This is a genomic window from Streptomyces nidicola, assembly GCF_050106155.1.
In the GTDB taxonomy this organism is placed as follows: domain Bacteria; phylum Actinomycetota; class Actinomycetes; order Streptomycetales; family Streptomycetaceae; genus Streptomyces.
Genome location: NZ_JBNBPI010000001.1, coordinates 4,119,190 through 4,140,149, shown reverse-complemented (window position 1 = coordinate 4,140,149; position 20,960 = coordinate 4,119,190). Strand labels below are relative to the sequence as shown.

Here is a 20,960-nt window from a genome sequence, read left to right as displayed (position 1 = left end):
CGAGACCGAGAGAAGACTGAAGCCTTATGGCTACCACTTCACTTGACCTGGCCAAGGTCCGAAACATCGGCATCATGGCCCACATCGACGCGGGCAAGACGACCACCACTGAGCGGATCCTGTTCTACACCGGCGTCTCGTACAAGATCGGTGAGGTCCACGACGGCGCTGCCACGATGGACTGGATGGAGCAGGAGCAGGAGCGTGGCATCACGATCACGTCTGCTGCCACCACTTGCCACTGGCCGCTCGAGAACAACGACTACACGATCAACATCATCGACACCCCCGGGCACGTCGACTTCACCGTTGAGGTGGAGCGCTCCCTGCGTGTGCTCGATGGTGCCGTGACGGTGTTCGACGGTGTCGCCGGCGTTGAGCCGCAGTCCGAGACGGTGTGGCGTCAGGCCGACCGTTACGGCGTGCCGCGCATCTGCTTCGTCAACAAGCTGGACCGTACCGGCGCCGAGTTCCACCGCTGCGTGGACATGATCTCGGACCGCCTGGGCGCCCAGCCGCTCGTCATGCAGCTCCCCATCGGGGCCGAGGCCGACTTCCAGGGTGTCGTCGACCTCGTCACGATGAAGGCGTACGTCTGGTCGGCCGAGGCCGCCAAGGGCGAGGCCTACGACACCGTCGAGATCCCCGACACGCACAAGGAGGCTGCGGACGAGTACCGCGGCAAGCTCCTTGAGGCCGTCGCGGAGAACGACGAAGAGATCATGGAGCTGTACCTGGAGGGCCAGGAGCCGTCCGAGGAGCAGCTGTACGCCGCGATCCGTCGTATCACCATCGCGTCCGGCAAGTCCGCGGACACGACGGTCACCCCGGTGTTCTGCGGTACCGCGTTCAAGAACAAGGGCGTTCAGCCCCTGCTCGACGCGGTCGTGCGCTACCTGCCGACCCCCCTTGACGTCGACTCCATCGAGGGTCACGACGTGAAGGACCCGGAGAAGGTCATCGCGCGCAAGCCGTCCGAGGACGAGCCGCTCGCGGCCCTCGCGTTCAAGATCGCGAGCGACCCGCACCTGGGCAAGCTCACCTTCATCCGGGTTTACTCGGGTCGCCTGGAGGCCGGCACCGCGGTGCTGAACTCCGTCAAGGGCAAGAAGGAGCGCATCGGCAAGATCTACCGTATGCACGCGAACAAGCGTGAGGAGATCGCGTCGGTGGGTGCCGGTGACATCGTCGCCGTCATGGGCCTGAAGCAGACCACCACCGGTGAGACGCTGTCCGACGACAAGAACCCGGTCATCCTGGAGTCCATGGACTTCCCGGCGCCGGTCATTCAGGTCGCCATCGAGCCCAAGTCCAAGGGTGACCAGGAGAAGCTGGGTGTCGCCATCCAGCGTCTCGCGGAGGAGGACCCCTCCTTCCAGGTGCACTCGGACGAGGAGACCGGCCAGACCATCATCGGTGGTATGGGCGAGCTCCACCTCGACGTCCTTGTCGACCGCATGAAGCGGGAGTTCAAGGTCGAGGCCAACGTCGGCAAGCCGCAGGTCGCGTACCGCGAGACCATCCGCAAGACGGTCGAGAAGGTCGACTTCACGCACAAGAAGCAGACTGGTGGTACCGGCCAGTTCGCGAAGGTGCAGATCTCGATCGAGCCGATCGAGGGTGGCGACGCGAGCTACGAGTTCGTGAACAAGGTCACCGGTGGTCGTATCCCGAAGGAGTACATCCCTTCGGTCGACGCCGGCTGCCAGGAGGCCATGCAGTTCGGCATCCTCGCCGGTTACGAGATGACCGGTGTCCGCATCACGCTGCTCGACGGTGCCTTCCACGAGGTCGACTCCTCCGAGCTCGCCTTCAAGATCGCCGGTTCGCAGGCGTTCAAGGAGGCCGCTCGTAAGGCCGGCCCCGTGCTCCTCGAGCCGATGATGGCCGTTGAGGTCACCACGCCCGAGGACTACATGGGCGAGGTCATCGGTGACGTGAACTCCCGCCGTGGCCAGATCCAGGCCATGGAGGAGCGTGCCGGTGCACGTCTCGTCAAGGGCCTGGTCCCGCTGTCGGAGATGTTCGGCTACGTCGGCGACCTCCGCAGCAAGACGTCGGGTCGCGCGAGCTACTCGATGCAGTTCGACTCCTACGCCGAGGTTCCGCGGAACGTCGCCGAGGAGATCATCGCGAAGGCCAAGGGCGAGTAACTCACCCGAGTTCACGCTTTAGGCTTGACTCCGGAGCTTCTTGGGGCATTTCGCGGCAACAGCCGCGAAATGCCCCGAGGACCCGGCTTTCCAGCAAAGATCACCTGGCGCCGATGAAGCAAGGCGTACAGAACCACTCCACAGGAGGACCCAGTGGCGAAGGCGAAGTTCGAGCGGACTAAGCCGCACGTCAACATCGGCACCATCGGTCACATTGACCACGGTAAGACGACCCTCACGGCCGCCATTACCAAGGTGCTGCACGACGCGTACCCCGACCTGAACGAGGCCTCGGCCTTCGACCAGATCGACAAGGCTCCTGAGGAGCGCCAGCGCGGTATCACGATCTCGATCGCGCACGTCGAGTACCAGACCGAGGCGCGTCACTACGCCCACGTCGACTGCCCCGGTCACGCGGACTACATCAAGAACATGATCACGGGTGCCGCGCAGATGGACGGCGCCATCCTCGTGGTCGCCGCCACCGACGGCCCGATGCCGCAGACCAAGGAGCACGTGCTCCTGGCCCGCCAGGTCGGCGTTCCGTACATCGTCGTCGCCCTGAACAAGGCCGACATGGTGGACGACGAGGAGATCCTGGAGCTCGTCGAGCTCGAGGTCCGTGAGCTCCTCTCCGAGTACGAGTTCCCGGGCGACGACGTTCCGGTCGTCAAGGTCTCGGCGCTCAAGGCGCTCGAGGGCGACAAGGAGTGGGGCGACTCCGTCCTCAAGCTCATGCACGCCGTCGACGAGGCCATCCCGGCCCCGGAGCGCGACGTCGACAAGCCGTTCCTGATGCCGATCGAGGACGTCTTCACGATCACCGGTCGTGGCACGGTCGTCACCGGTCGTATCGAGCGTGGTGTCCTCAAGGTCAACGAGACCGTCGACATCATCGGCATCAAGACCGAGAAGACCACCACCACGGTCACCGGCATCGAGATGTTCCGCAAGCTGCTCGACGAGGGCCAGGCCGGTGAGAACGTCGGTCTCCTCCTCCGTGGCATCAAGCGCGAGGACGTCGAGCGCGGCCAGGTCATCATCAAGCCCGGTTCGGTCACGCCGCACACCGAGTTCGAGGCCCAGGCCTACATCCTGTCCAAGGACGAGGGTGGCCGCCACACGCCGTTCTTCAACAACTACCGTCCGCAGTTCTACTTCCGCACGACGGACGTGACGGGCGTTGTGACCCTCCCCGAGGGCACCGAGATGGTCATGCCGGGCGACAACACCGAGATGTCCGTCTCGCTGATCCAGCCCGTGGCCATGGAAGAGGGCCTGAAGTTCGCCATCCGTGAGGGTGGCCGGACCGTGGGCGCCGGCCAGGTCACCAAGATCAACAAGTAAGTCTCACTTACCTGTTGGGCTTGATGCCTGGTAGCTCATAGAGCACCTGAGAGGGCCCGTACGACTTCGGTCGTACGGGCCCTTTCTGCTGTTCTTTTACGTGGGGCAGGTACTACGTGGGGCAGGTACGTGGATCAGGCGCGCGCCTGCGTCGGCCGCCACAGCCATGGCCTGGCGTCGGGGGAGAGGCCCGCGGCGGCCGGGCCGCGGGCGGTCAGGGCCAGGGCCGGGCCGTCCAGGGTGACCGGCGCCGTGCTCGGACGGAGCGTGCGGCCCGCGTGGTGCAGCCGGACGTCGCCGTCGGTGTCGCGGCCGAGGAGGTACGCGCCCGCTGCCGCCACCGGTCCGTAGCCGGGGAAGTGGATGCGCGGGCCGCCGGTGGACAGCAGTTCTGCGGATGCCGGCGGCCGGTAGTAGAGGCGGTCGCCGGACGCCGCGACGGCGTCGGCGGGGGTGGGCAGTCCGGACAGCGGCGCGGGGCCCTCAGGCGTCCAGTGGTGGACGGTGTCACGGCCCGCGGCGTACACGTGCACCTCGCCGTCGTCGCCGACGACCGCCGTGAGCCCGTCCTGGACCGGGCCGCCGCCGAGCTCGCGCCACGGGGACCAGGCTCCGGACCTGTCGCGCACCCGCGTGCTGATGCCCTGCCCCGCATTGCGTACGAAGACGTGGACGCGGCCGTCCGGGGCGGCGGTCGCCACCGGGACGCCGATGCGGCGGGCGCGGTCGGGATCGCTCTCCGGGTTGCCGAGGCCCTTCCACGCCTGCCGCTCCAGGGCCACGATCTCGCGTACGTCGGCGCCGTCCTGGACGGACGCGAGGCGCAGGCCGACGACGAGGTGGCGCCCGTCGGGGAGCGCGACGGCCGCGAGGGACGGGGCGAGCGGGCCGCCGCCGAGGTCGGCCGGGGCGTCGAACTCACCGTCCTTCTCGGTGTAGCGCACGGCGCGCAACCCCAGCACCCCGTACGCGGTGAGGCGTCCGCCGGCGTTCGGGACGAGAGCGAGCCGGGGCCCCGGATAGCGGTAGTGGGTGGCGCGGACCCAGCCCTTGCGGTTGGTGAGGGGGCGGTCGCCGCCGACGTTGTAGTCGCCGCAGCCGGAGGGGTTGCCGCAGTTCCAGTCGGGGGCGGCGCCGTACGGGACGAGCTGGGCCGCCTTGTCCTTCAGGACCCGGGGCGGCAGGTTCTTCGGCCAGTGGTTGTTGTAGTAGCCACGGAAGGCGGTCGCGGCGAACGCGGGCGGCCCGCCCTTGGCCCGCTGCGTCCAGCGGATCAACGCGGCCCAGCTGAAGCAGGCGACGGCGGTGTGGTCGGCGTGGTCGGAGTAGCCCGGCTGCTCGCTGTCGCGTATTCGTGTGAGCCGGTCGCTGCGCTGGATGTCGGGGTCCGGGTCGAGGGTGTGAACAAGGGTCGGGCGGTACCGCTCGAAGAGCGCCACGAGCACGTCGACCAGGGACTCGCGGTCGTACGTCTGGACGGCGCTCAGCGGGGAGCCGACGGGGACGAGGGTGCGCAGCAGGAGGCCCGGTTCGCGCCACAGGGCGGGGACGCCCATGTGGCCCTCCGGGGTGTGCATGCCGAGGTTCAGATGCACCAACTCGACGCTGTGGCCCCGGTGTTGGAGCGAGTCGACCTCCACCTGGAAGCCGCCGGGCAGCCGGACGGCGCTCGTGGTCCAGCGGGTGAAGACGGGCAGACCGAGCTGGGCCGCGTACGCCTGGCGCAGGCCCTGGTGGCGGGCGGAGGAGTACGCCGCCTTGTCGGGGGCCGGGTCGCGGTCGGTGGGTGTCTTGTTGCGGCCGTCGGCCTCGCCCGCGGTGACGTACACGCAGACGACCGGGGTGCCCGCGTCGAGGGCGCGGCGGGTGTCCGGGTTCATGAAGTACAGGTCGTCGTCCGGGTGGGCGAGGACCTGGAGCAGCAGGGCGCGCTCGGCCTGTGCGGCGGCGCGGCCGGTGGCGGGGGAGGGGGCGGTGGCGCGGGAGGGCGCCGGGGCGGTGCGGGAGCAGGCGGAGAGGGTGCCCGCGGCGGCGAGCGCGGCGACGCCAAGGAGGGCGCTCCGGCGGCCGGGGCCGTGCCCAACGGCTATACAGGGAAGGGGTGTTGAGGGTCTTTCCCGCACGGTGGCGCGCACTCCGTTCGCTGCCGAGGCAGCGTTCGGGGGTGGTGCGCTCGCCTCTGTTCAGGTGGTTCACCTCAACAGAGGGGCAACGGGATGCCGGGGTTCCGGTGACTTTGGTCTCTGTCCCGGGAGGTCGCCACCGGCGTACTGTGCGCGGGACACGGCCACCCCTGGTTTGACCTTCGTCACTGAGGGGGTACTCTCTTCGGCTCGATTGGCCCCGGACATGCCCTGTATGGCAGACTGTCGGGGTTGCTCGGTTGAGTGCCGATGCTGCGCGCCTCCCGCCGGGAGGACCGGAAGCGAGTCCCACAGTACTCGTCGGCTGTATCTATCCCTCGGGGTAGCAATCGGCCGGACGTACGGGAATCTTTCGGGAAGCGTCAGCGAGGTTTCTCGACCAGGCACTCGGTGGGTTTCTTCCCCCGTGTACATGCGGTCTTGGCCGCAGACCCCTTAGCAGGGAAATCCATGCGGATATTTCTGTCAGCGGGACTGCGACACGCCCGACCGCGTGGGGCGGAGGAAGTGTGAAACAGGGCCCCCGGGTTCCAGAGCGTTACGAGAGACAGGACTACTAAGTAGCCATGGCGGGACAGAAGATCCGCATCCGGCTCAAGGCCTACGACCACGAGGTCATCGACTCCTCGGCGAAGAAGATCGTCGAGACGGTGACCCGCACTGGTGCGTCGGTCGCGGGCCCGGTGCCGCTGCCTACCGAGAAGAACGTGTACTGCGTCATCAAGTCGCCGCACAAGTACAAGGACTCTCGCGAGCACTTCGAGATGCGCACGCACAAGCGCCTCATCGACATCCTCGACCCGACTCCGAAGACCGTTGACTCCCTGATGCGACTCGACCTTCCGGCCGGCGTCGACATCGAGATCAAGCTCTGAGGGCCGGTGATCTGAAGATGACTAAGCAGATCAAGGGCATCCTGGGCGAGAAGCTCGGCATGACGCAGGTGTGGGACGAGAACAACCGTGTTGTTCCGGTCACCGTCGTCAAGGCCGGTCCGAACGTGATCACCCAGGTTCGTACCAACGACGTCGACGGTTACGACTCCGTCCAGCTCGCCTTCGGCGAGATCGACCCGCGCAAGGTGAACAAGCCCCTCAAGGGCCACTTCGCCAAGGCCGATGTCACCCCCCGTCGCCACCTCGTCGAGATTCGTACGCCGGACGCGTCCGAGTACACCCTCGGCCAGGAGATCACCGCTGAGGTGTTCGACGGCGGCGTCAAGGTGGACGTGACCGGCCAGAGCAAGGGCAAGGGCTTCGCCGGTGGCATGAAGCGGCACAACTTCAAGGGTGGCAAGGCCTCCCACGGTGCCCACCGCATCCACCGCAAGCCGGGCTCCATTGGCGGTTGCGCCACCCCCGGCCGTGTGTTCAAGGGCACCCGCATGGCGGGCCGCATGGGCAACGAGCGGGTCACCACCCAGAACCTGACCGTCCACGCCGTTGACGCGGAGAAGGGTCTGCTGCTCATCAAGGGCGCGGTTCCTGGTCCGAACGGCGGCCTCGTCCTGGTCCGTACCGCGACCAAGGGGGCCTGAGGTAACCGATGAGCACTGTTGACATCCTTTCGCCGGCAGGCGACAAGACCGGGACCGTCGAGCTCCCCGCGGAGATCTTCGACGTAGAGAAGATCAGCGTTCCGCTGCTTCACCAGGTCGTCGTCGCACAGCTGGCCGCTGCCCGTCAGGGCACGCACAAGACCAAGCGCCGCGGCGAAGTCCGCGGTGGTGGCAAGAAGCCCTACCGCCAGAAGGGCACCGGCCGCGCGCGCCAGGGTTCGACCCGTGCGCCGCAGTTCGCCGGCGGTGGCGTTGTCCACGGCCCCGTGCCGCGTGACTACTCGCAGCGGACCCCGAAGAAGATGAAGGCTGCCGCGCTGCGTCACGCCCTCACCGACCGGGCCCGCAACGCTCGCATCCACGTCGTTTCCGGCGTGGTGGAGGGCGAGGTTTCCACGAAGGCCGCGAAGACGCTGTTCGGCAAGGTCTCGGAGCGCAAGAACCTGCTCCTGGTCGTCGACCGCGCCGACGAGGCCGCGTGGCTCTCCGCCCGCAACCTGCCCCAGGTCCACATCCTGGAGCCGGGCCAGCTGAACACGTACGACGTTCTCGTCTCGGACGACGTGGTCTTCACCAAGGCCGCTTTCGAGTCCTTCGTGTCTGGCCCCAAGGCCGCTGACACCGAAGGGAGCGAGGCCTGATGGCTACGCGTCACCCGAGCATTGCCTCCAAGGCTGCGAAGGCCGCCAAGGCCGCGCGCGTCGCCAAGGCGAAGCGCATCGCGACCGAGGGCAAGGTCGCCGTTGAGCCCACGCCGCTGAGCAAGTCCTTCTCGGACCCGCGTGACGTCCTCGTCAAGCCGGTCGTCTCCGAGAAGTCGTACGCGCTTCTCGACGAGGGCAAGTACACGTTCGTCGTGGCCCCCGGCGCCAACAAGACCCAGATCAAGCAGGCCGTCGAGGCGGTCTTCTCGGTCAAGGTCACCGGCGTCAACACGATCAACCGTCAGGGCAAGCGGAAGCGTACGCGCACAGGGTTCGGCAAGCGTGCCGACACCAAGCGCGCCATCGTGACCCTCGCTGAGGGCGACCGTATCGACATCTTCGGCCAGGCCTCCTAACGGAGACCCTGGTCCGAATATCGGACGAGGACTGAGAAATGGGAATCCGCAAGTACAAGCCGACGACGCCGGGCCGCCGTGGCTCCTCCGTCGCCGACTTCGTCGAGGTAACGCGGTCCACGCCGGAGAAGTCGCTGGTCCGCCCGCTGCACAGCAAGGGCGGCCGTAACAACGCCGGTCGGATCACCGTTCGCCACCAGGGTGGTGGACACAAGCGCGCCTTCCGCGTGATCGACTTCCGTCGTCACGACAAGGACGGCGTGCCGGCCAAGGTCGCTCACATCGAGTACGACCCGAACCGCACTGCGCGCATCGCGCTCCTGCACTACGCGGACGGCGAGAAGCGCTACATCCTGGCTCCGCGCGGTCTCGCGCAGGGTGCCAAGGTGGAGAACGGCCCCGCTGCCGACATCAAGCCCGGTAACAACCTGGCGCTCCGCAACATCCCGGTCGGTACCACGATCCACGCGATCGAGCTCCGTCCCGGTGGTGGCGCCAAGTTCGCCCGCTCCGCGGGTGCCTCCGTGCAGCTGCTCGCGAAGGAGGGCTCGATGGCCCACCTTCGTATGCCCTCCGGCGAGATCCGCCTGGTCGACGTGCGCTGCCGCGCCACCGTCGGCGAGGTCGGCAACGCCGAGCAGAGCAACATCAACTGGGGCAAGGCCGGCCGCATGCGCTGGAAGGGCGTCCGCCCGACCGTGCGTGGTGTCGTCATGAACCCGGTCGACCACCCGCACGGTGGTGGTGAAGGCAAGACCTCCGGTGGTCGCCACCCGGTCTCGCCGTGGGGCCAGAAGGAGGGTCGTACTCGTGATCGCAACAAGGCGAGCAACAAGTACATCGTCCGCCGCCGCAAGTCGAACAAGAAGCGCTAGGAGCGGGTTTAGATGCCGCGCAGTCTCAAGAAGGGACCCTTCGTCGACGGCCACCTCGTGAAGAAGGTGGACGCTCAGAACGAAGCCGGTTCCAAGAACGTCATCAAGACCTGGTCCCGCCGCTCGATGATCATCCCCAGCATGCTGGGTCACACGATCGCGGTGCACAACGGCAAGACCCACATCCCGGTGTTCGTCACCGAGTCGATGGTCGGCCACAAGCTCGGCGAGTTCTCGCCGACGCGCACCTTCCGGGGTCACGTCAAGGACGACCGGAAGTCGAAGCGCCGCTAAGGCGGGGTGGAATCGACTATGACTAACACCGAAGGGACAACCATGGAAGCCAGGGCCCAGGCGCGGTACATCCGCGTCACGCCCATGAAGGCCCGCCGCGTGGTGGACCTCATCCGTGGCATGGATGCCACGGAGGCTCAGGCGGTCCTGCGTTTCGCCCCGCAGGCCGCTAGCCAGCCGGTGGGCAAGGTGCTCGACAGCGCCATCGCCAACGCCGCGCACAACTACGACCACCCTGACGCTTCTTCGCTGTTCATCAGCGAGGCGTACGTGGACGAGGGCCCGACCCTGAAGCGGTTCCGTCCGCGTGCTCAGGGCCGTGCCTACCGGATCCGTAAGCGGACCAGCCACATCACCGTGGTCGTCAGCAGCAAGGAAGGAACCCGGTAATGGGCCAGAAGGTAAACCCGCACGGGTTCCGGCTCGGTGTCACGACCGACTTCAAGTCGCGTTGGTACGCCGACAAGCTGTACAAGGACTACGTCAAGGAAGACGTCGCCATCCGTCGGATGATGACGTCCGGCATGGAGCGCGCCGGCATCTCGAAGGTTGAGATCGAGCGCACCCGTGACCGCGTGCGTGTGGACATCCACACCGCTCGTCCGGGCATCGTCATCGGCCGCCGTGGCGCCGAGGCCGACCGCATCCGCGGTGACCTCGAGAAGCTCACGGGCAAGCAGGTCCAGCTGAACATCCTCGAGGTCAAGAGCCCCGAGACCGATGCTCAGCTGGTTGCCCAGGCCGTTGCCGAGCAGCTGTCCTCCCGCGTCTCCTTCCGTCGCGCCATGCGTAAGAGCATGCAGGGCACGATGAAGGCCGGCGCCAAGGGCATCAAGATCCAGTGTGGCGGTCGTCTCGGCGGTGCCGAGATGTCCCGTTCGGAGTTCTACCGCGAGGGCCGCGTGCCCCTGCACACGCTCCGCGCCAACGTGGACTACGGCTTCTTCGAGGCCAAGACGACCTTCGGCCGCATCGGTGTGAAGGTCTGGATCTACAAGGGCGACGTCAAGAACATCGCCGAGGTTCGCGCCGAGAACGCCGCAGCCCGCGCCGGTAACCGTCCGGCCCGTGGCGGCAACGACCGCCCGGCCCGTGGTGGCCGTGGTGGCGAGCGTGGCGGTCGCGGTCGTAAGCCGCAGCAGCAGTCCGCGCCGGCTGCCGAGGCCCCCAAGGCCGACGCTCCCGCCGCTGCCGCTCCGGCTGCTGAGAGCACCGGAACGGAGGCCTGACCGAAATGCTGATCCCCCGTAGGGTCAAGCACCGCAAGCAGCACCACCCGAAGCGCAGCGGTATGTCCAAGGGTGGCACGCAGGTTGCGTTCGGTGAGTACGGCATTCAGGCCCTCACCCCGGCGTACGTGACGAACCGTCAGATCGAGGCCGCTCGTATCGCCATGACGCGTCACATCAAGCGTGGCGGCAAGGTCTGGATCAACATTTACCCGGACCGCCCCCTCACCAAGAAGCCTGCCGAGACCCGCATGGGTTCCGGTAAGGGTTCCCCGGAGTGGTGGGTCGCCAACGTCAAGCCCGGACGCGTGATGTTCGAGCTGTCGTACCCCAACGAGAAGACCGCGCGCGAGGCGCTGACTCGTGCGGCTCACAAGCTGCCGATGAAGTGCAAGATCGTCAAGCGCGAGGCAGGTGAAGCGTGATGTCGGCCGGAACCAAGGCGTCTGAGCTGCGCGAGCTGGGCAACGAGGAGCTCCTCAACAAGCTCCGCGAGGCCAAGGAAGAGCTGTTCAACCTCCGCTTCCAGGCGGCGACGGGTCAGCTCGAGAACCACGGCCGGCTCAAGGCCGTCCGCAAGGACATCGCGCGGATCTACACCCTCATGCGTGAGCGCGAGCTGGGCATCGAGACGGTGGAGAGCGCCTGATGAGCGAGAAGACTGTGACTGAAGAGACCGCCGCCCGCGGCTTCCGCAAGACCCGTGAGGGCCTTGTCGTCAGCGACAAGATGGACAAGACCGTCGTCGTCGCTGTCGAGGACCGCGTCAAGCACGCCCTGTACGGCAAGGTCATCCGCCGTACGAACAAGCTCAAGGCGCACGACGAGCAGAACGCTGCCGGCGTCGGCGACCGCGTCCTCCTGATGGAGACGCGTCCGCTGTCGGCGAGCAAGCGCTGGCGCATCGTCGAGATCCTCGAGAAGGCCAAGTAATTCTCTGAGGGGTATCCCTCAGGGTTCGTTCCGCCAGGCTCGGTGCAGAAGCGCTAGTCATTAGCGCTTCTGCACCGGGAACCGGCAGACAAACAGGAGATAGACGTGATCCAGCAGGAGTCGCGACTGCGCGTCGCCGACAACACGGGTGCGAAGGAAATTCTCACCATCCGTGTTCTCGGTGGCTCGGGTCGCCGCTACGCGGGCATCGGTGACGTCATCGTCGCCACCGTCAAGGACGCGATCCCCGGTGGCAACGTGAAGAAGGGTGACGTCGTCAAGGCGGTCATCGTTCGCACCGTCAAGGAGCGTCGCCGTCCGGATGGCTCGTACATCCGTTTCGACGAGAACGCCGCCGTCATTCTGAAGAACGACGGCGACCCCCGCGGCACCCGTATCTTCGGCCCGGTCGGCCGTGAGCTGCGCGAGAAGAAGTTCATGAAGATCATCTCGCTCGCGCCGGAGGTGCTGTAAGCATGAAGATCAAGAAGGGCGACCTGGTCCAGGTCATCACCGGTAAGGACAAGGGCAAGCAGGGCAAGGTCATTGCCGCTTACCCGCGCGACGAGCGCGTCCTGGTCGAGGGTGTCAACCGGGTCAAGAAGCACACGAAGGCCGGCCCGACCGCCAGCGGCTCGCAGGCCGGCGGCATCGTGACCACCGAGGCCCCCGTCCACGTCTCCAACGTCCAGCTGGTCGTGGAGAAGGACGGCAACAAGGTAGTCACGCGCGTCGGTTTCCGCTTCGACGACGAGGGCAACAAGATCCGCGTTGCCAAGCGGACGGGTGAGGACATCTGATGACGACCACCACCACTCCGCGTCTCAAGACGAAGTACCGCGAGGAGATCACGGCGAAGCTGCAGGAGGAGTTCTCTTACGAGAACGTCATGCAGATTCCCGGTCTCGTGAAGGTCGTCGTGAACATGGGTGTCGGCGACGCCGCCCGTGACTCGAAGCTCATGGACGGTGCCGTCCGTGACCTCACGACGATCACCGGCCAGAAGCCGGCCATCACCAAGGCTCGCAAGTCCATCGCGCAGTTCAAGCTGCGTGAGGGTCAGCCGATCGGTGCCCACGTCACGCTCCGTGGCGACCGCATGTGGGAGTTCCTGGACCGCACCCTGTCGCTCGCGCTTCCGCGCATCCGCGACTTCCGTGGTCTGTCCCCCAAGCAGTTCGACGGCCGTGGCAACTACACCTTCGGTCTCACGGAGCAGGTCATGTTCCACGAGATCGACCAGGACAAGATCGACCGCGTCCGGGGTATGGACATCACCGTGGTCACCACGGCGACCAACGACGACGAGGGCCGTGCCCTTCTGCGTCACCTCGGCTTCCCGTTCAAGGAGGCGTAAGCGAGATGGCGAAGAAGGCTCTTATTGCCAAGGCTGCTCGTAAGCCGAAGTTCGGTGTCCGTGGCTACACCCGCTGCCAGCGCTGCGGCCGCCCGCACTCCGTGTACCGCAAGTTCGGCCTCTGCCGCGTGTGCCTTCGTGAGATGGCTCACCGTGGCGAGCTGCCGGGCGTGACCAAGAGCTCCTGGTAGTCCCTTAGTTGGGATTGCCCGGATCTCTCGGTAAGTAGAGGGTCGGCAGAGCACCCTGCTCCCATGGCTTAGGCTAGGAGAGTTGGGCGCTTCTGCCGCCCTGACCGACTTACTACGCCGTAGGTCCCCGCGCCGCACCCGTCCCGCCCCTGTGTGGGGAGAGGGATGGCGCATACAGGAAACCCCGGCGAGAGAGGCCGAAGGCCAATTCATGACCATGACTGATCCGATCGCAGACATGCTTACGCGTCTGCGGAACGCGAACTCGGCATACCACGACTCCGTGTCGATGCCGCACAGCAAGATCAAGTCGCACATCGCGGAGATCCTCCAGCAGGAGGGTTTCATCACCGGCTGGAAGGTCGAGGACGCCGAGGTCGGCAAGAACCTCGTCCTGGAGCTGAAGTTCGGCCCGAACCGTGAGCGTTCGATCGCCGGCATCAAGCGCATCTCCAAGCCCGGTCTGCGTGTTTACGCGAAGTCCACCAACCTGCCGAAGGTTCTCGGTGGCCTCGGCGTGGCGATCATCTCCACGTCGCACGGTCTCCTGACCGGCCAGCAGGCAGGCAAGAAGGGCGTGGGTGGGGAAGTCCTCGCCTACGTCTGGTAGCGGAAGGAATCGGAGGAAACAGCTATGTCGCGTATTGGCAAGCTCCCCATCACGGTTCCCGCCGGCGTGGACGTCACCATCGACGGCCAGACGGTGTCGGTCAAGGGCCCCAAGGGTTCCCTGAGCCACACCGTTGCTGCGCCGATCGAGATCGCCAAGGGTGAGGACGGCGTTCTGGCCGTCACCCGCCCGAACGACGAGCGTCAGAACAAGGCCCTCCACGGCCTGTCCCGCACGCTGGTGGCGAACATGATCACCGGCGTGACCACGGGTTACGTGAAGAAGCTCGAAATCAGCGGTGTCGGTTACCGCGTCCTGGCGAAGGGCTCCAACCTGGAGTTCTCGCTCGGCTACAGCCACCCGATCCTGATCGAGGCGCCCGAGGGCATCTCCTTCAAGGTCGAATCGGCGACCAAGTTCTCGGTCGAGGGCATCGACAAGCAGAAGGTCGGCGAGGTTGCGGCCAACATCCGCAAGCTGCGCAAGCCCGACCCGTACAAGGCCAAGGGCGTCAAGTACGAAGGCGAAGTCATCCGCCGCAAGGTCGGAAAGGCGGGTAAGTAAGCCATGGCATACGGTCAGAAGATCGCTAAGGGCGACGCTTACAAGCGTGCGGCCATCAAGCGCCGCCACATCCGTATCCGCAAGAACATGTCGGGTACGGCCGAGCGTCCGCGCCTGGTCGTGACGCGCTCGAACCGGAACATCGTGGCGCAGGTCATCGACGACGTTAAGGGTCACACCCTCGCGTCGGCGTCGACCCTTGACACGTCGATCCGCGGCGGCGAGGGCGACAAGTCCTCGCAGGCCAAGTCGGTCGGCGCCCTGGTCGCCGAGCGCGCCAAGGCCGCCGGTGTCGAGGCTGTCGTGTTCGACCGTGGTGGTAACCAGTACGCCGGGCGCATCGCTGCCCTGGCGGACGCCGCCCGCGAGGCCGGACTCAAGTTCTGAGTCCTGGTTCCGTAGCTAGCGGAAACAGAGAGAGGTAATTCCAATGGCTGGACCCCAGCGCCGCGGTGGCGGTGCCGGTGGCGGCGAGCGGCGGGACCGGAAGGGTCGCGACGGTGGCAACGCCGCCGAGAAGACCGCGTACGTTGAGCGCGTTGTCGCGATCAACCGCGTCGCCAAGGTTGTGAAGGGTGGTCGTCGCTTCAGCTTCACTGCGCTCGTCGTAGTGGGCGACGGTGACGGCACCGTGGGTGTCGGTTACGGCAAGGCCAAGGAGGTGCCGGCCGCCATCGCCAAGGGTGTTGAGGAGGCCAAGAAGCACTTCTTCAAGGTCCCCCGTATCCAGGGCACCATCCCGCACCCGATCACGGGCGAGAAGGCTGCGGGCGTCGTCCTGCTCAAGCCGGCTTCCCCCGGTACCGGTGTTATCGCCGGTGGTCCGGTGCGTGCCGTGCTCGAGTGCGCGGGCGTGCACGACATCCTGTCGAAGTCGCTCGGTTCGTCGAACGCGATCAACATCGTGCACGCCACGGTGGAGGCCCTGCGTGGTCTGCAGCGTCCCGAGGAGATCGCGGCCCGCCGCGGTCTGCCCCTCGAGGACGTCGCTCCCGCGGCCCTGCTGCGTGCGCGTGCCGGGGCCGGTGCTGCGTAATGGCACAGCTCAAGATCACGCAGACGAAGTCGTACATCGGCAGCAAGCAGAACCACCGTGACACCCTGCGTTCCCTTGGTCTCAAGGGCATCAACACGCAGGTCGTCAAGGAGGATCGTCCCGAGTTCCGCGGCATGGTGCAGACCGTCCGCCACCTCGTGACGGTCGAGGAGGTCGACTGATCATGGGTGAGCAGAACCCGCTCAAGATCCACAACCTCCGTCCTGCCCCGGGCGCCAAGACCGCCAAGACCCGTGTGGGTCGTGGTGAGGCGTCGAAGGGTAAGACGGCAGGTCGCGGTACCAAGGGTACGAAGGCCCGTTACCAGGTTCCGGAGCGCTTCGAGGGTGGCCAGATGCCCCTCCACATGCGTCTCCCGAAGCTCAAGGGCTTCAAGAACCCCTTCAAGGTCGAGTTCCAGGTCGTGAACCTGGACAAGCTCGCCTCGCTGTACCCCGAGGGTGGCGAAGTCACCGTCGAGGGTCTGGTGGAGAAGGGTGCTGTCCGTAAGAACAGCCTCGTCAAGGTCCTTGGCCAGGGCGAGATCACCGTGGCGCTGCAGGTGACGGTCGACTCCGTCTCCGGCTCCGCCAAGGAGAAGATCACCGCCGCAGGCGGTACGGTCACCGAGCTCGTCTGAACAAATCAGGCGTCTTGATGACGTGAACGTCCCTACCGGGGATGCCCCACATATGGGGCATCCCCGGTTGGTCGTTCCAAGGGGGGCAGTTACGCCGGTAAGGTGGCGTCCGTTGTTAAGTTCCGGGCTTAGTGTGCCCCCGGCACCTATCCAGGCTCTTGGCCGTTAGACCGTTTACGTATTTGTCGAATCCTCAAGACCGTCACCTCTGACGCACGCGCGCGGGGGTCGCAGGAGGCACCGTGCTCACCGCGTTCGCCCGGGCGTTCAAGACGCCCGACCTGCGCAAGAAGCTGCTCTTCACGCTGGGCATCATCGTGATCTACCGGCTCGGCGCACATGTGCCGATCCCCGGGGTCGATTACACGAACGTCCAGACGTGTATGGATGCGGCCAAGTCCGGATCAAACGGGCTGTTCGGCCTGGTGAACATGTTCAGTGGCGGGGCGCTGCTGCAGATCACCATCTTCGCGCTGGGCATCATGCCGTACATCACCGCGAGCATCATTCTGCAGCTGCTCACCGTGGTGATCCCGCGCCTGGAAGCCCTCAAGAAGGAGGGCCAGGCCGGCACGGCGAAGATCACTCAGTACACGCGCTACCTGACCGTGGCGCTCGCCATCCTTCAGGGCACCGGCCTCGTCGCCACCGCCCGCACCGGCGCGCTCTTCCAGGGCTGCCCCGTCGCCAGCGAGATCGTGCCCGACCAGTCGATCTTCGTCACCGTCACCATGGTCCTCGTGATGACCGCCGGTACCTGCGTGATGATGTGGCTCGGCGAGCTGATCACTGACCGCGGCATCGGCAACGGCATGTCGATCCTGATGTTCATCTCGATCGCCGCCACCTTCCCGTCCGCCCTGTGGGCCATCAAGCAGCAGGGCTCGCTGGCCGACGGCTGGATCGAGTTCGGCACGGTCATCCTCGTCGGCCTGGTCATGGTCGCCCTGGTGGTCTTCGTCGAGCAGGCTCAGCGACGTATCCCGGTGCAGTACGCGAAGCGCATGATCGGCCGCCGTTCCTACGGCGGTACGTCCACGTACATCCCGCTCAAGGTGAATCAGGCGGGTGTGATCCCTGTCATCTTCGCTTCGTCGCTGCTCTACATTCCGGCCCTGGTCGCCCAGTTCGCCGGTGGAGATTCGCAGTGGAAGGTGTGGATCGACGACCACCTGACCAAGGGAAATCACCCGATTTACATCGTCACGTACTTCCTCCTGATCGTTTTCTTCGCGTTCTTCTACGTGGCGATCTCGTTCAACCCCGAGGAAGTCGCCGACAACATGAAGAAGTATGGTGGCTTCATCCCGGGCATCCGGGCTGGCCGACCGACCGCTGAGTACCTTTCGTACGTGCTCAACCGGATCACCTGGCCGGGTTCGCTGTATTTGGGCCTGATCGCTCTCGTGCCGACGATGGCGTTGGTTGGTTTCGGGGCAAACCAGAACTTCCCGTTCGGTGGCACGAGCATCCTGATCATCGTGGGTGTCGGCCTGGAGACGGTGAAGCAGATCGAGAGCCAGCTCCAGCAGCGCAATTACGAAGGGTTCCTCCGCTGATGCGTATCGTCCTCGTCGGGCCGCCCGGTGCTGGCAAGGGAACGCAGGCCGCGTTCCTGGCCAAGAACCTGTCGATTCCGCACATCTCCACGGGCGACCTCTTCCGTGCCAACATCAGCCAGGGCACGGAGCTGGGCAAGAAGGCCAAGTCCTACATGGACGCGGGCCAGCTGGTCCCGGACGAGGTCACCATCGGGATGGCGAAGGACCGCATGGAGCAGCCGGACGCCGTGAACGGCTTCCTGCTCGACGGCTTCCCGCGCAACGTCTCGCAGGCCGAGGCGCTCGACGTCGCCCTCAAGGCCGACGACGTCACGCTGGACGCGGTTCTCGACCTGGAGGTCCCCGAGGACGAGGTGGTCAAGCGCATCGCCGGCCGCCGCATCTGCCGTAACGACTCGGCACACGTCTTCCACGTCACGTACAAGCAGCCCAAGACCGAGGGTGTCTGCGACACCTGCGGCGGCGAGCTGTACCAGCGTGACGACGACAAGGAAGAGACCGTGCGCAAGCGGCTCGAGGTCTACCACACGCAGACCGAGCCGATCATCGACTACTACCGGGAGCAGGGGCTCGTCGTGACGATCTCCGCCCTGGGCAAGGTCGAGGACGTCACGGCGCGGGCCATGGAGGCCCTGAAGCGCTGAGCGCTTCCGTAGGACGTGCCTGAGGCCGCGGTTCCCCGTCGAGGGGACCGCGGCCTTAGTGTTGGTGGGGACTGGACGTACGTAACCCTCGTACCGGATGACGGAGAGCGCAGGCCCCCATGGTGCAGATCAAGACCCCCGACCAGATTCGCAAGATGCGGGAGGCGGGGCTTGTCGTCGCGGCGATCCACGCGGCGACCCGGGAGGCGGCCGTGCCGGGCGCGACCACCAAGGATCTGGACGAGGTGGCCCGCAAGGTGCTCGCCGAGCACGGGGCGAAGTCGAACTTCCTCGGGTACGGGGGGTTCCCCGCGACCATCTGCACCTCGAAGAACGAGGTCGTGGTGCACGGCATCCCGAGCGACGAGGTCGTCCTGGAGGACGGCGACATCATCTCGATCGACGCGGGCGCCATTGTGGACGGCTGGCACGGCGATGCGGCGTACACGGCCTTCGTGGGGTCCGGTCACGCTCCGGAGCTGATCGAGCTGTCGCGGGTGACCGAGGAGTCGATGTGGGCCGGGCTCGCCGCGATGAAGTCCGGTAACCGGCTGGTCGACATCTCCCGTGCCATCGAGTCGTACATCCGCCGGCAGCCGAAGCCGGGTGGCGGGAAGTACGGGATCGTCGAGGACTACGGCGGGCACGGGATCGGGACCGAGATGCACATGGACCCGCACCTGTTGAACTACGTCGAGCGGCGGCGGGGGAAGGGGCCGAAGCTCGTTCCCGGGTTCTGCCTCGCCATTGAGCCGATGGTTTCGCTCGGGACGCCGAAGACGGAGACGTTGTCGGACGACTGGACCGTCATCACGACGGACGGGACGTGGTCGTCGCACTGGGAGCACTCGGTGGCGCTGACGGAGGACGGGCCGCTGGTGCTTACGGCGCCGGACGGGGGCAAGGCGAAGCTGGCCGAGCTGGGTGTTACTGCGGCGCCTGACCCGCTGGGCTGAGACCGCGGGGCGGCGACGGGGTGGGGCCTCGTGTAGCGCTCGCCCCGCGACGGGGTGCCGCCTTGCCCACCCTGCCGCCCTTGGCGGCAGATTGCCCAAGGCGGGCCGGAGTCGGTGGCAGATTGCCCAAGGCGGCCGGGGGCGGCGGCAGATTGCCCAAGGCGGCGAAGGCGGCCATGGCGGGCGTGGTGGGGGCTTAATGATCTCCGCGGTAGGGCAGAATCACGAGATTCGTCTTTCCGGGGGTACTGACGTAGACTGACTCGTCGGCTCTCGTGTATGCGCATGTCTCCATGCGGACACGGAAGTCGATCAAGGTAGTCGATTCGAAGGGCGAAGCGTGGCCAAGAAGCAAGGTGCCATCGAGATCGAGGGCACTGTCGTCGAGTCTCTGCCGAACGCCATGTTCAAGGTCGAGCTCCAGAACGGCCACCAGGTCCTGGCACACATCAGCGGCAAGATGCGCATGCACTACATCCGTATCCTCCCTGACGACCGGGTCGTGGTGGAGCTGTCTCCGTACGACCTCACGCGTGGCCGGATCGTCTACCGGTACAAGTAGATCTTGCCCTAGTCCCGCCTCGGCGGGCCGCCGGCAACTGACCCGGAGAACCTCACCCATGAAGGTCAAGCCGAGCGTCAAGAAGATCTGCGACAAGTGCAGGGTGATCCGCCGTCACGGTCGGGTCATGGTGATCTGCGACAACCCGCGCCACAAGCAGCGCCAGGGCTGACGCAGACCCGTATCACTGCAGTTCGTTCGCAGAGTTCGCGCGACGCAGCACATTGAGTACATATGCAGAGCCCGCCGGCGACGGTTCCGTCGTGGCGACACCTTCGGTCGGAGGCCGGGGACCCAGTTCGTACCAACTCTTTGAACGAAGAGGACGGCGGCTGGGAGTGGTTCTGCTGCAGACCTCCGAAGAATCAACAGGAGCCATGAATGGCACGCGTTGAAGGTGTTGACCTCCCGCGCGAGAAGCGCATTGAGGTCGCCCTCACCTACGTGTTCGGCATCGGCCGCACGCGCGCCCAGCAGACGCTGGACGCGATCGGTGTCGACCGCAACATCCGCGTTCGCGACATCAGCGAGGAAGACCTCGTCAAGATCCGCGAGTACGTGGACCAGAACTTCCAGACCGAGGGTGACCTCCGTCGCGAGATTCAGGCCGACATCCGCCGCAAGGTCGAGATCGGCTGCTACCAGGGTCTGCGTCACCGTCGCGGCCTGCCGGTCCACGGCCAGCGCACCAGCACGAACGCTCGTACCCGCAAGGGCCCGCGTCGCGCCATCGCCGGTAAGAAGAAGCCGGGCAAGAAGTAGTCCTCAGCGGACGCTCATCAGCGGTCTTCGCTGTAGGACCGACCACCTCCCTGTAGGAGAACGACATGCCCCCCAAGGGTCGTCAGGGCGCTGCCAAGAAGGTGCGCCGCAAGGAAAAGAAGAACGTCGCTCACGGCCACGCGCACATCAAGAGCACGTTCAACAACACGATCGTGTCCATCACGGACCCGACCGGCAACGTGATCTCGTGGGCCTCCGCCGGCCACGTCGGCTTCAAGGGCTCCCGCAAGTCCACGCCGTTCGCCGCGCAGATGGCCGCCGAGTCGGCTGCCCGTCGCGCGCAGGAGCACGGCATGCGCAAGGTCGACGTCTTCGTCAAGGGCCCGGGTTCCGGTCGTGAGACCGCCATCCGCTCCCTGCAGGCGACCGGCCTCGAGGTCGGCTCGATCCAGGACGTCACGCCGACGCCGCACAACGGCTGCCGTCCCCCCAAGCGTCGCCGCGTCTGATTCCGGTCAGTGG

General features: G+C 66.1%; 31 protein-coding genes. 30 read left to right on the top strand and 1 reads right to left on the bottom strand.

Annotated elements, in window-relative coordinates; translation table 11 throughout:
• Window positions 1–26 precede the first annotated feature (26 nt).
• Both fusA and tuf read left to right on the top strand, forming a co-directional pair.
• Window positions 27–2,153: an elongation factor G gene (fusA, locus tag ACOKM3_RS18785; protein WP_426901899.1), complete on the top strand. Its 2,127-nt coding sequence runs from the start codon at window positions 27–29 to the stop codon at window positions 2,151–2,153.
• A 153-nt stretch (window positions 2,154–2,306) separates the two neighbouring features.
• Entirely contained in the window at window positions 2,307–3,500 is a 1,194-nt protein-coding gene (gene tuf, locus ACOKM3_RS18780) for an elongation factor Tu (protein WP_385755871.1), read from the top strand.
• Between the two features lie 134 nt (window positions 3,501–3,634).
• Here tuf and ACOKM3_RS18775 read toward each other — a convergent pair whose 3' ends face one another.
• Window positions 3,635–5,623 (bottom strand): PIG-L family deacetylase, encoded by a 1,989-nt coding sequence (locus ACOKM3_RS18775; protein ID WP_426901897.1) that lies wholly within the window; start codon window positions 5,621–5,623, stop codon window positions 3,635–3,637.
• A 587-nt stretch (window positions 5,624–6,210) separates the two neighbouring features.
• On the opposite strand from ACOKM3_RS18775, the gene rpsJ reads away from it, so the two are divergent.
• The 28 genes from rpsJ to rpsK all read left to right on the top strand — a co-directional run bounded on the left by rpsJ (window position 6,211) and on the right by rpsK (window position 20,947).
• Window positions 6,211–6,519 (top strand): 30S ribosomal protein S10, encoded by a 309-nt coding sequence (rpsJ, locus tag ACOKM3_RS18770; protein WP_003948644.1) that lies wholly within the window; start codon window positions 6,211–6,213, stop codon window positions 6,517–6,519.
• A gap of 17 nt (window positions 6,520–6,536) precedes the next feature.
• Entirely contained in the window at window positions 6,537–7,181 is a 645-nt protein-coding gene (gene rplC / locus ACOKM3_RS18765) for a 50S ribosomal protein L3 (RefSeq protein ID WP_422408941.1), read from the top strand.
• 8 nt (window positions 7,182–7,189) lie between these two features.
• Window positions 7,190–7,843, top strand: coding sequence for a 50S ribosomal protein L4 (gene rplD, locus ACOKM3_RS18760; protein ID WP_385755881.1), 654 nt, complete (start codon window positions 7,190–7,192; stop codon window positions 7,841–7,843).
• Window positions 7,843–8,262, top strand: a complete 420-nt coding sequence (gene rplW / locus ACOKM3_RS18755) for a 50S ribosomal protein L23 (protein WP_399227913.1) — start codon at window positions 7,843–7,845, stop codon at window positions 8,260–8,262. Before rplD ends, rplW begins: the two co-directional genes overlap by 1 nt.
• 38 nt (window positions 8,263–8,300) lie before the next feature.
• Entirely contained in the window at window positions 8,301–9,137 is an 837-nt protein-coding gene (rplB, locus tag ACOKM3_RS18750; protein WP_266713074.1) for a 50S ribosomal protein L2, read from the top strand.
• A gap of 12 nt (window positions 9,138–9,149) precedes the next feature.
• Window positions 9,150–9,431 carry a 30S ribosomal protein S19 gene (gene rpsS / locus ACOKM3_RS18745; RefSeq protein WP_018528354.1) on the top strand — a complete coding sequence of 94 codons (282 nt, stop codon included), beginning with the start codon at window positions 9,150–9,152 and terminating at the stop codon, window positions 9,429–9,431.
• A 42-nt stretch (window positions 9,432–9,473) separates the two neighbouring features.
• Window positions 9,474–9,821 (top strand): 50S ribosomal protein L22, encoded by a 348-nt coding sequence (rplV, locus tag ACOKM3_RS18740; RefSeq protein ID WP_385755885.1) that lies wholly within the window; start codon window positions 9,474–9,476, stop codon window positions 9,819–9,821.
• Window positions 9,821–10,660 (top strand): 30S ribosomal protein S3, encoded by an 840-nt coding sequence (gene rpsC, locus ACOKM3_RS18735; protein WP_426901895.1) that lies wholly within the window; start codon window positions 9,821–9,823, stop codon window positions 10,658–10,660. The genes rplV and rpsC overlap by 1 nt, the downstream gene beginning before the upstream one ends.
• 5 nt (window positions 10,661–10,665) lie before the next feature.
• The gene (gene rplP / locus ACOKM3_RS18730) at window positions 10,666–11,085 is read left to right on the top strand and encodes a 50S ribosomal protein L16 (RefSeq protein WP_018528356.1); all 420 of its coding nucleotides are present in this window, start codon (window positions 10,666–10,668) and stop codon (window positions 11,083–11,085) included.
• Complete coding sequence (gene rpmC / locus ACOKM3_RS18725) at window positions 11,085–11,309, top strand: 50S ribosomal protein L29 (protein WP_010036720.1); 225 nt, start codon at window positions 11,085–11,087, stop codon at window positions 11,307–11,309. The genes rplP and rpmC overlap by 1 nt, the downstream gene beginning before the upstream one ends.
• A complete protein-coding gene (gene rpsQ, locus ACOKM3_RS18720) occupies window positions 11,309–11,593 on the top strand; it encodes a 30S ribosomal protein S17 (RefSeq protein ID WP_266713085.1) in 285 nt (94 codons plus the stop codon). The genes rpmC and rpsQ overlap by 1 nt, the downstream gene beginning before the upstream one ends.
• A 105-nt stretch (window positions 11,594–11,698) precedes the next feature.
• Complete coding sequence (rplN, locus tag ACOKM3_RS18715) at window positions 11,699–12,067, top strand: 50S ribosomal protein L14 (RefSeq protein ID WP_003974257.1); 369 nt, start codon at window positions 11,699–11,701, stop codon at window positions 12,065–12,067.
• Between the two features lie 2 nt (window positions 12,068–12,069).
• Window positions 12,070–12,393, top strand: coding sequence for a 50S ribosomal protein L24 (gene rplX, locus ACOKM3_RS18710; protein WP_190084421.1), 324 nt, complete (start codon window positions 12,070–12,072; stop codon window positions 12,391–12,393).
• The gene (gene rplE, locus ACOKM3_RS18705) at window positions 12,393–12,950 is read left to right on the top strand and encodes a 50S ribosomal protein L5 (protein WP_389270534.1); all 558 of its coding nucleotides are present in this window, start codon (window positions 12,393–12,395) and stop codon (window positions 12,948–12,950) included. The genes rplX and rplE overlap by 1 nt, the downstream gene beginning before the upstream one ends.
• A 5-nt stretch (window positions 12,951–12,955) precedes the next feature.
• Entirely contained in the window at window positions 12,956–13,141 is a 186-nt protein-coding gene (locus tag ACOKM3_RS18700; RefSeq protein ID WP_003948630.1) for a type Z 30S ribosomal protein S14, read from the top strand.
• Window positions 13,142–13,352: 211 nt separating this feature from the next.
• Window positions 13,353–13,751: a 30S ribosomal protein S8 gene (rpsH, locus tag ACOKM3_RS18695; RefSeq protein ID WP_158989430.1), complete on the top strand. Its 399-nt coding sequence runs from the start codon at window positions 13,353–13,355 to the stop codon at window positions 13,749–13,751.
• 24 nt (window positions 13,752–13,775) lie between these two features.
• Window positions 13,776–14,315: a 50S ribosomal protein L6 gene (rplF, locus tag ACOKM3_RS18690; protein ID WP_426901893.1), complete on the top strand. Its 540-nt coding sequence runs from the start codon at window positions 13,776–13,778 to the stop codon at window positions 14,313–14,315.
• A 3-nt stretch (window positions 14,316–14,318) separates the two neighbouring features.
• Window positions 14,319–14,702, top strand: coding sequence for a 50S ribosomal protein L18 (gene rplR, locus ACOKM3_RS18685; RefSeq protein WP_403852536.1), 384 nt, complete (start codon window positions 14,319–14,321; stop codon window positions 14,700–14,702).
• Window positions 14,703–14,745: 43 nt separating this feature from the next.
• The gene (rpsE, locus tag ACOKM3_RS18680; RefSeq protein ID WP_266713097.1) at window positions 14,746–15,351 is read left to right on the top strand and encodes a 30S ribosomal protein S5; all 606 of its coding nucleotides are present in this window, start codon (window positions 14,746–14,748) and stop codon (window positions 15,349–15,351) included.
• Window positions 15,351–15,533, top strand: a complete 183-nt coding sequence (gene rpmD / locus ACOKM3_RS18675; protein WP_030567278.1) for a 50S ribosomal protein L30 — start codon at window positions 15,351–15,353, stop codon at window positions 15,531–15,533. The genes rpsE and rpmD overlap by 1 nt, the downstream gene beginning before the upstream one ends.
• Before the next feature lie 2 nt (window positions 15,534–15,535).
• Window positions 15,536–15,991: a 50S ribosomal protein L15 gene (rplO, locus tag ACOKM3_RS18670; RefSeq protein WP_266713101.1), complete on the top strand. Its 456-nt coding sequence runs from the start codon at window positions 15,536–15,538 to the stop codon at window positions 15,989–15,991.
• Window positions 15,992–16,233: 242 nt separating this feature from the next.
• Window positions 16,234–17,550: a preprotein translocase subunit SecY gene (secY, locus tag ACOKM3_RS18665; protein WP_426901891.1), complete on the top strand. Its 1,317-nt coding sequence runs from the start codon at window positions 16,234–16,236 to the stop codon at window positions 17,548–17,550.
• Window positions 17,550–18,197 (top strand): adenylate kinase, encoded by a 648-nt coding sequence (locus tag ACOKM3_RS18660; RefSeq protein ID WP_426901889.1) that lies wholly within the window; start codon window positions 17,550–17,552, stop codon window positions 18,195–18,197. Before secY ends, ACOKM3_RS18660 begins: the two co-directional genes overlap by 1 nt.
• Window positions 18,198–18,316: 119 nt before the next feature.
• Window positions 18,317–19,153, top strand: coding sequence for a type I methionyl aminopeptidase (gene map / locus ACOKM3_RS18655; protein ID WP_426901887.1), 837 nt, complete (start codon window positions 18,317–18,319; stop codon window positions 19,151–19,153).
• A 340-nt stretch (window positions 19,154–19,493) separates the two neighbouring features.
• On the top strand, window positions 19,494–19,715 hold the full coding sequence (gene infA, locus ACOKM3_RS18650; RefSeq protein WP_003948620.1) for a translation initiation factor IF-1: 222 nt from the start codon (window positions 19,494–19,496) through the stop codon (window positions 19,713–19,715).
• 58 nt (window positions 19,716–19,773) lie between these two features.
• Window positions 19,774–19,887 carry a 50S ribosomal protein L36 gene (gene rpmJ / locus ACOKM3_RS18645; RefSeq protein ID WP_003974245.1) on the top strand — a complete coding sequence of 38 codons (114 nt, stop codon included), beginning with the start codon at window positions 19,774–19,776 and terminating at the stop codon, window positions 19,885–19,887.
• A gap of 209 nt (window positions 19,888–20,096) precedes the next feature.
• Entirely contained in the window at window positions 20,097–20,477 is a 381-nt protein-coding gene (gene rpsM / locus ACOKM3_RS18640) for a 30S ribosomal protein S13 (protein WP_306320981.1), read from the top strand.
• Between the two features lie 65 nt (window positions 20,478–20,542).
• A complete protein-coding gene (gene rpsK, locus ACOKM3_RS18635) occupies window positions 20,543–20,947 on the top strand; it encodes a 30S ribosomal protein S11 (protein ID WP_003948617.1) in 405 nt (134 codons plus the stop codon).
• The last annotated feature ends 13 nt before the right edge of the window (window positions 20,948–20,960 follow it).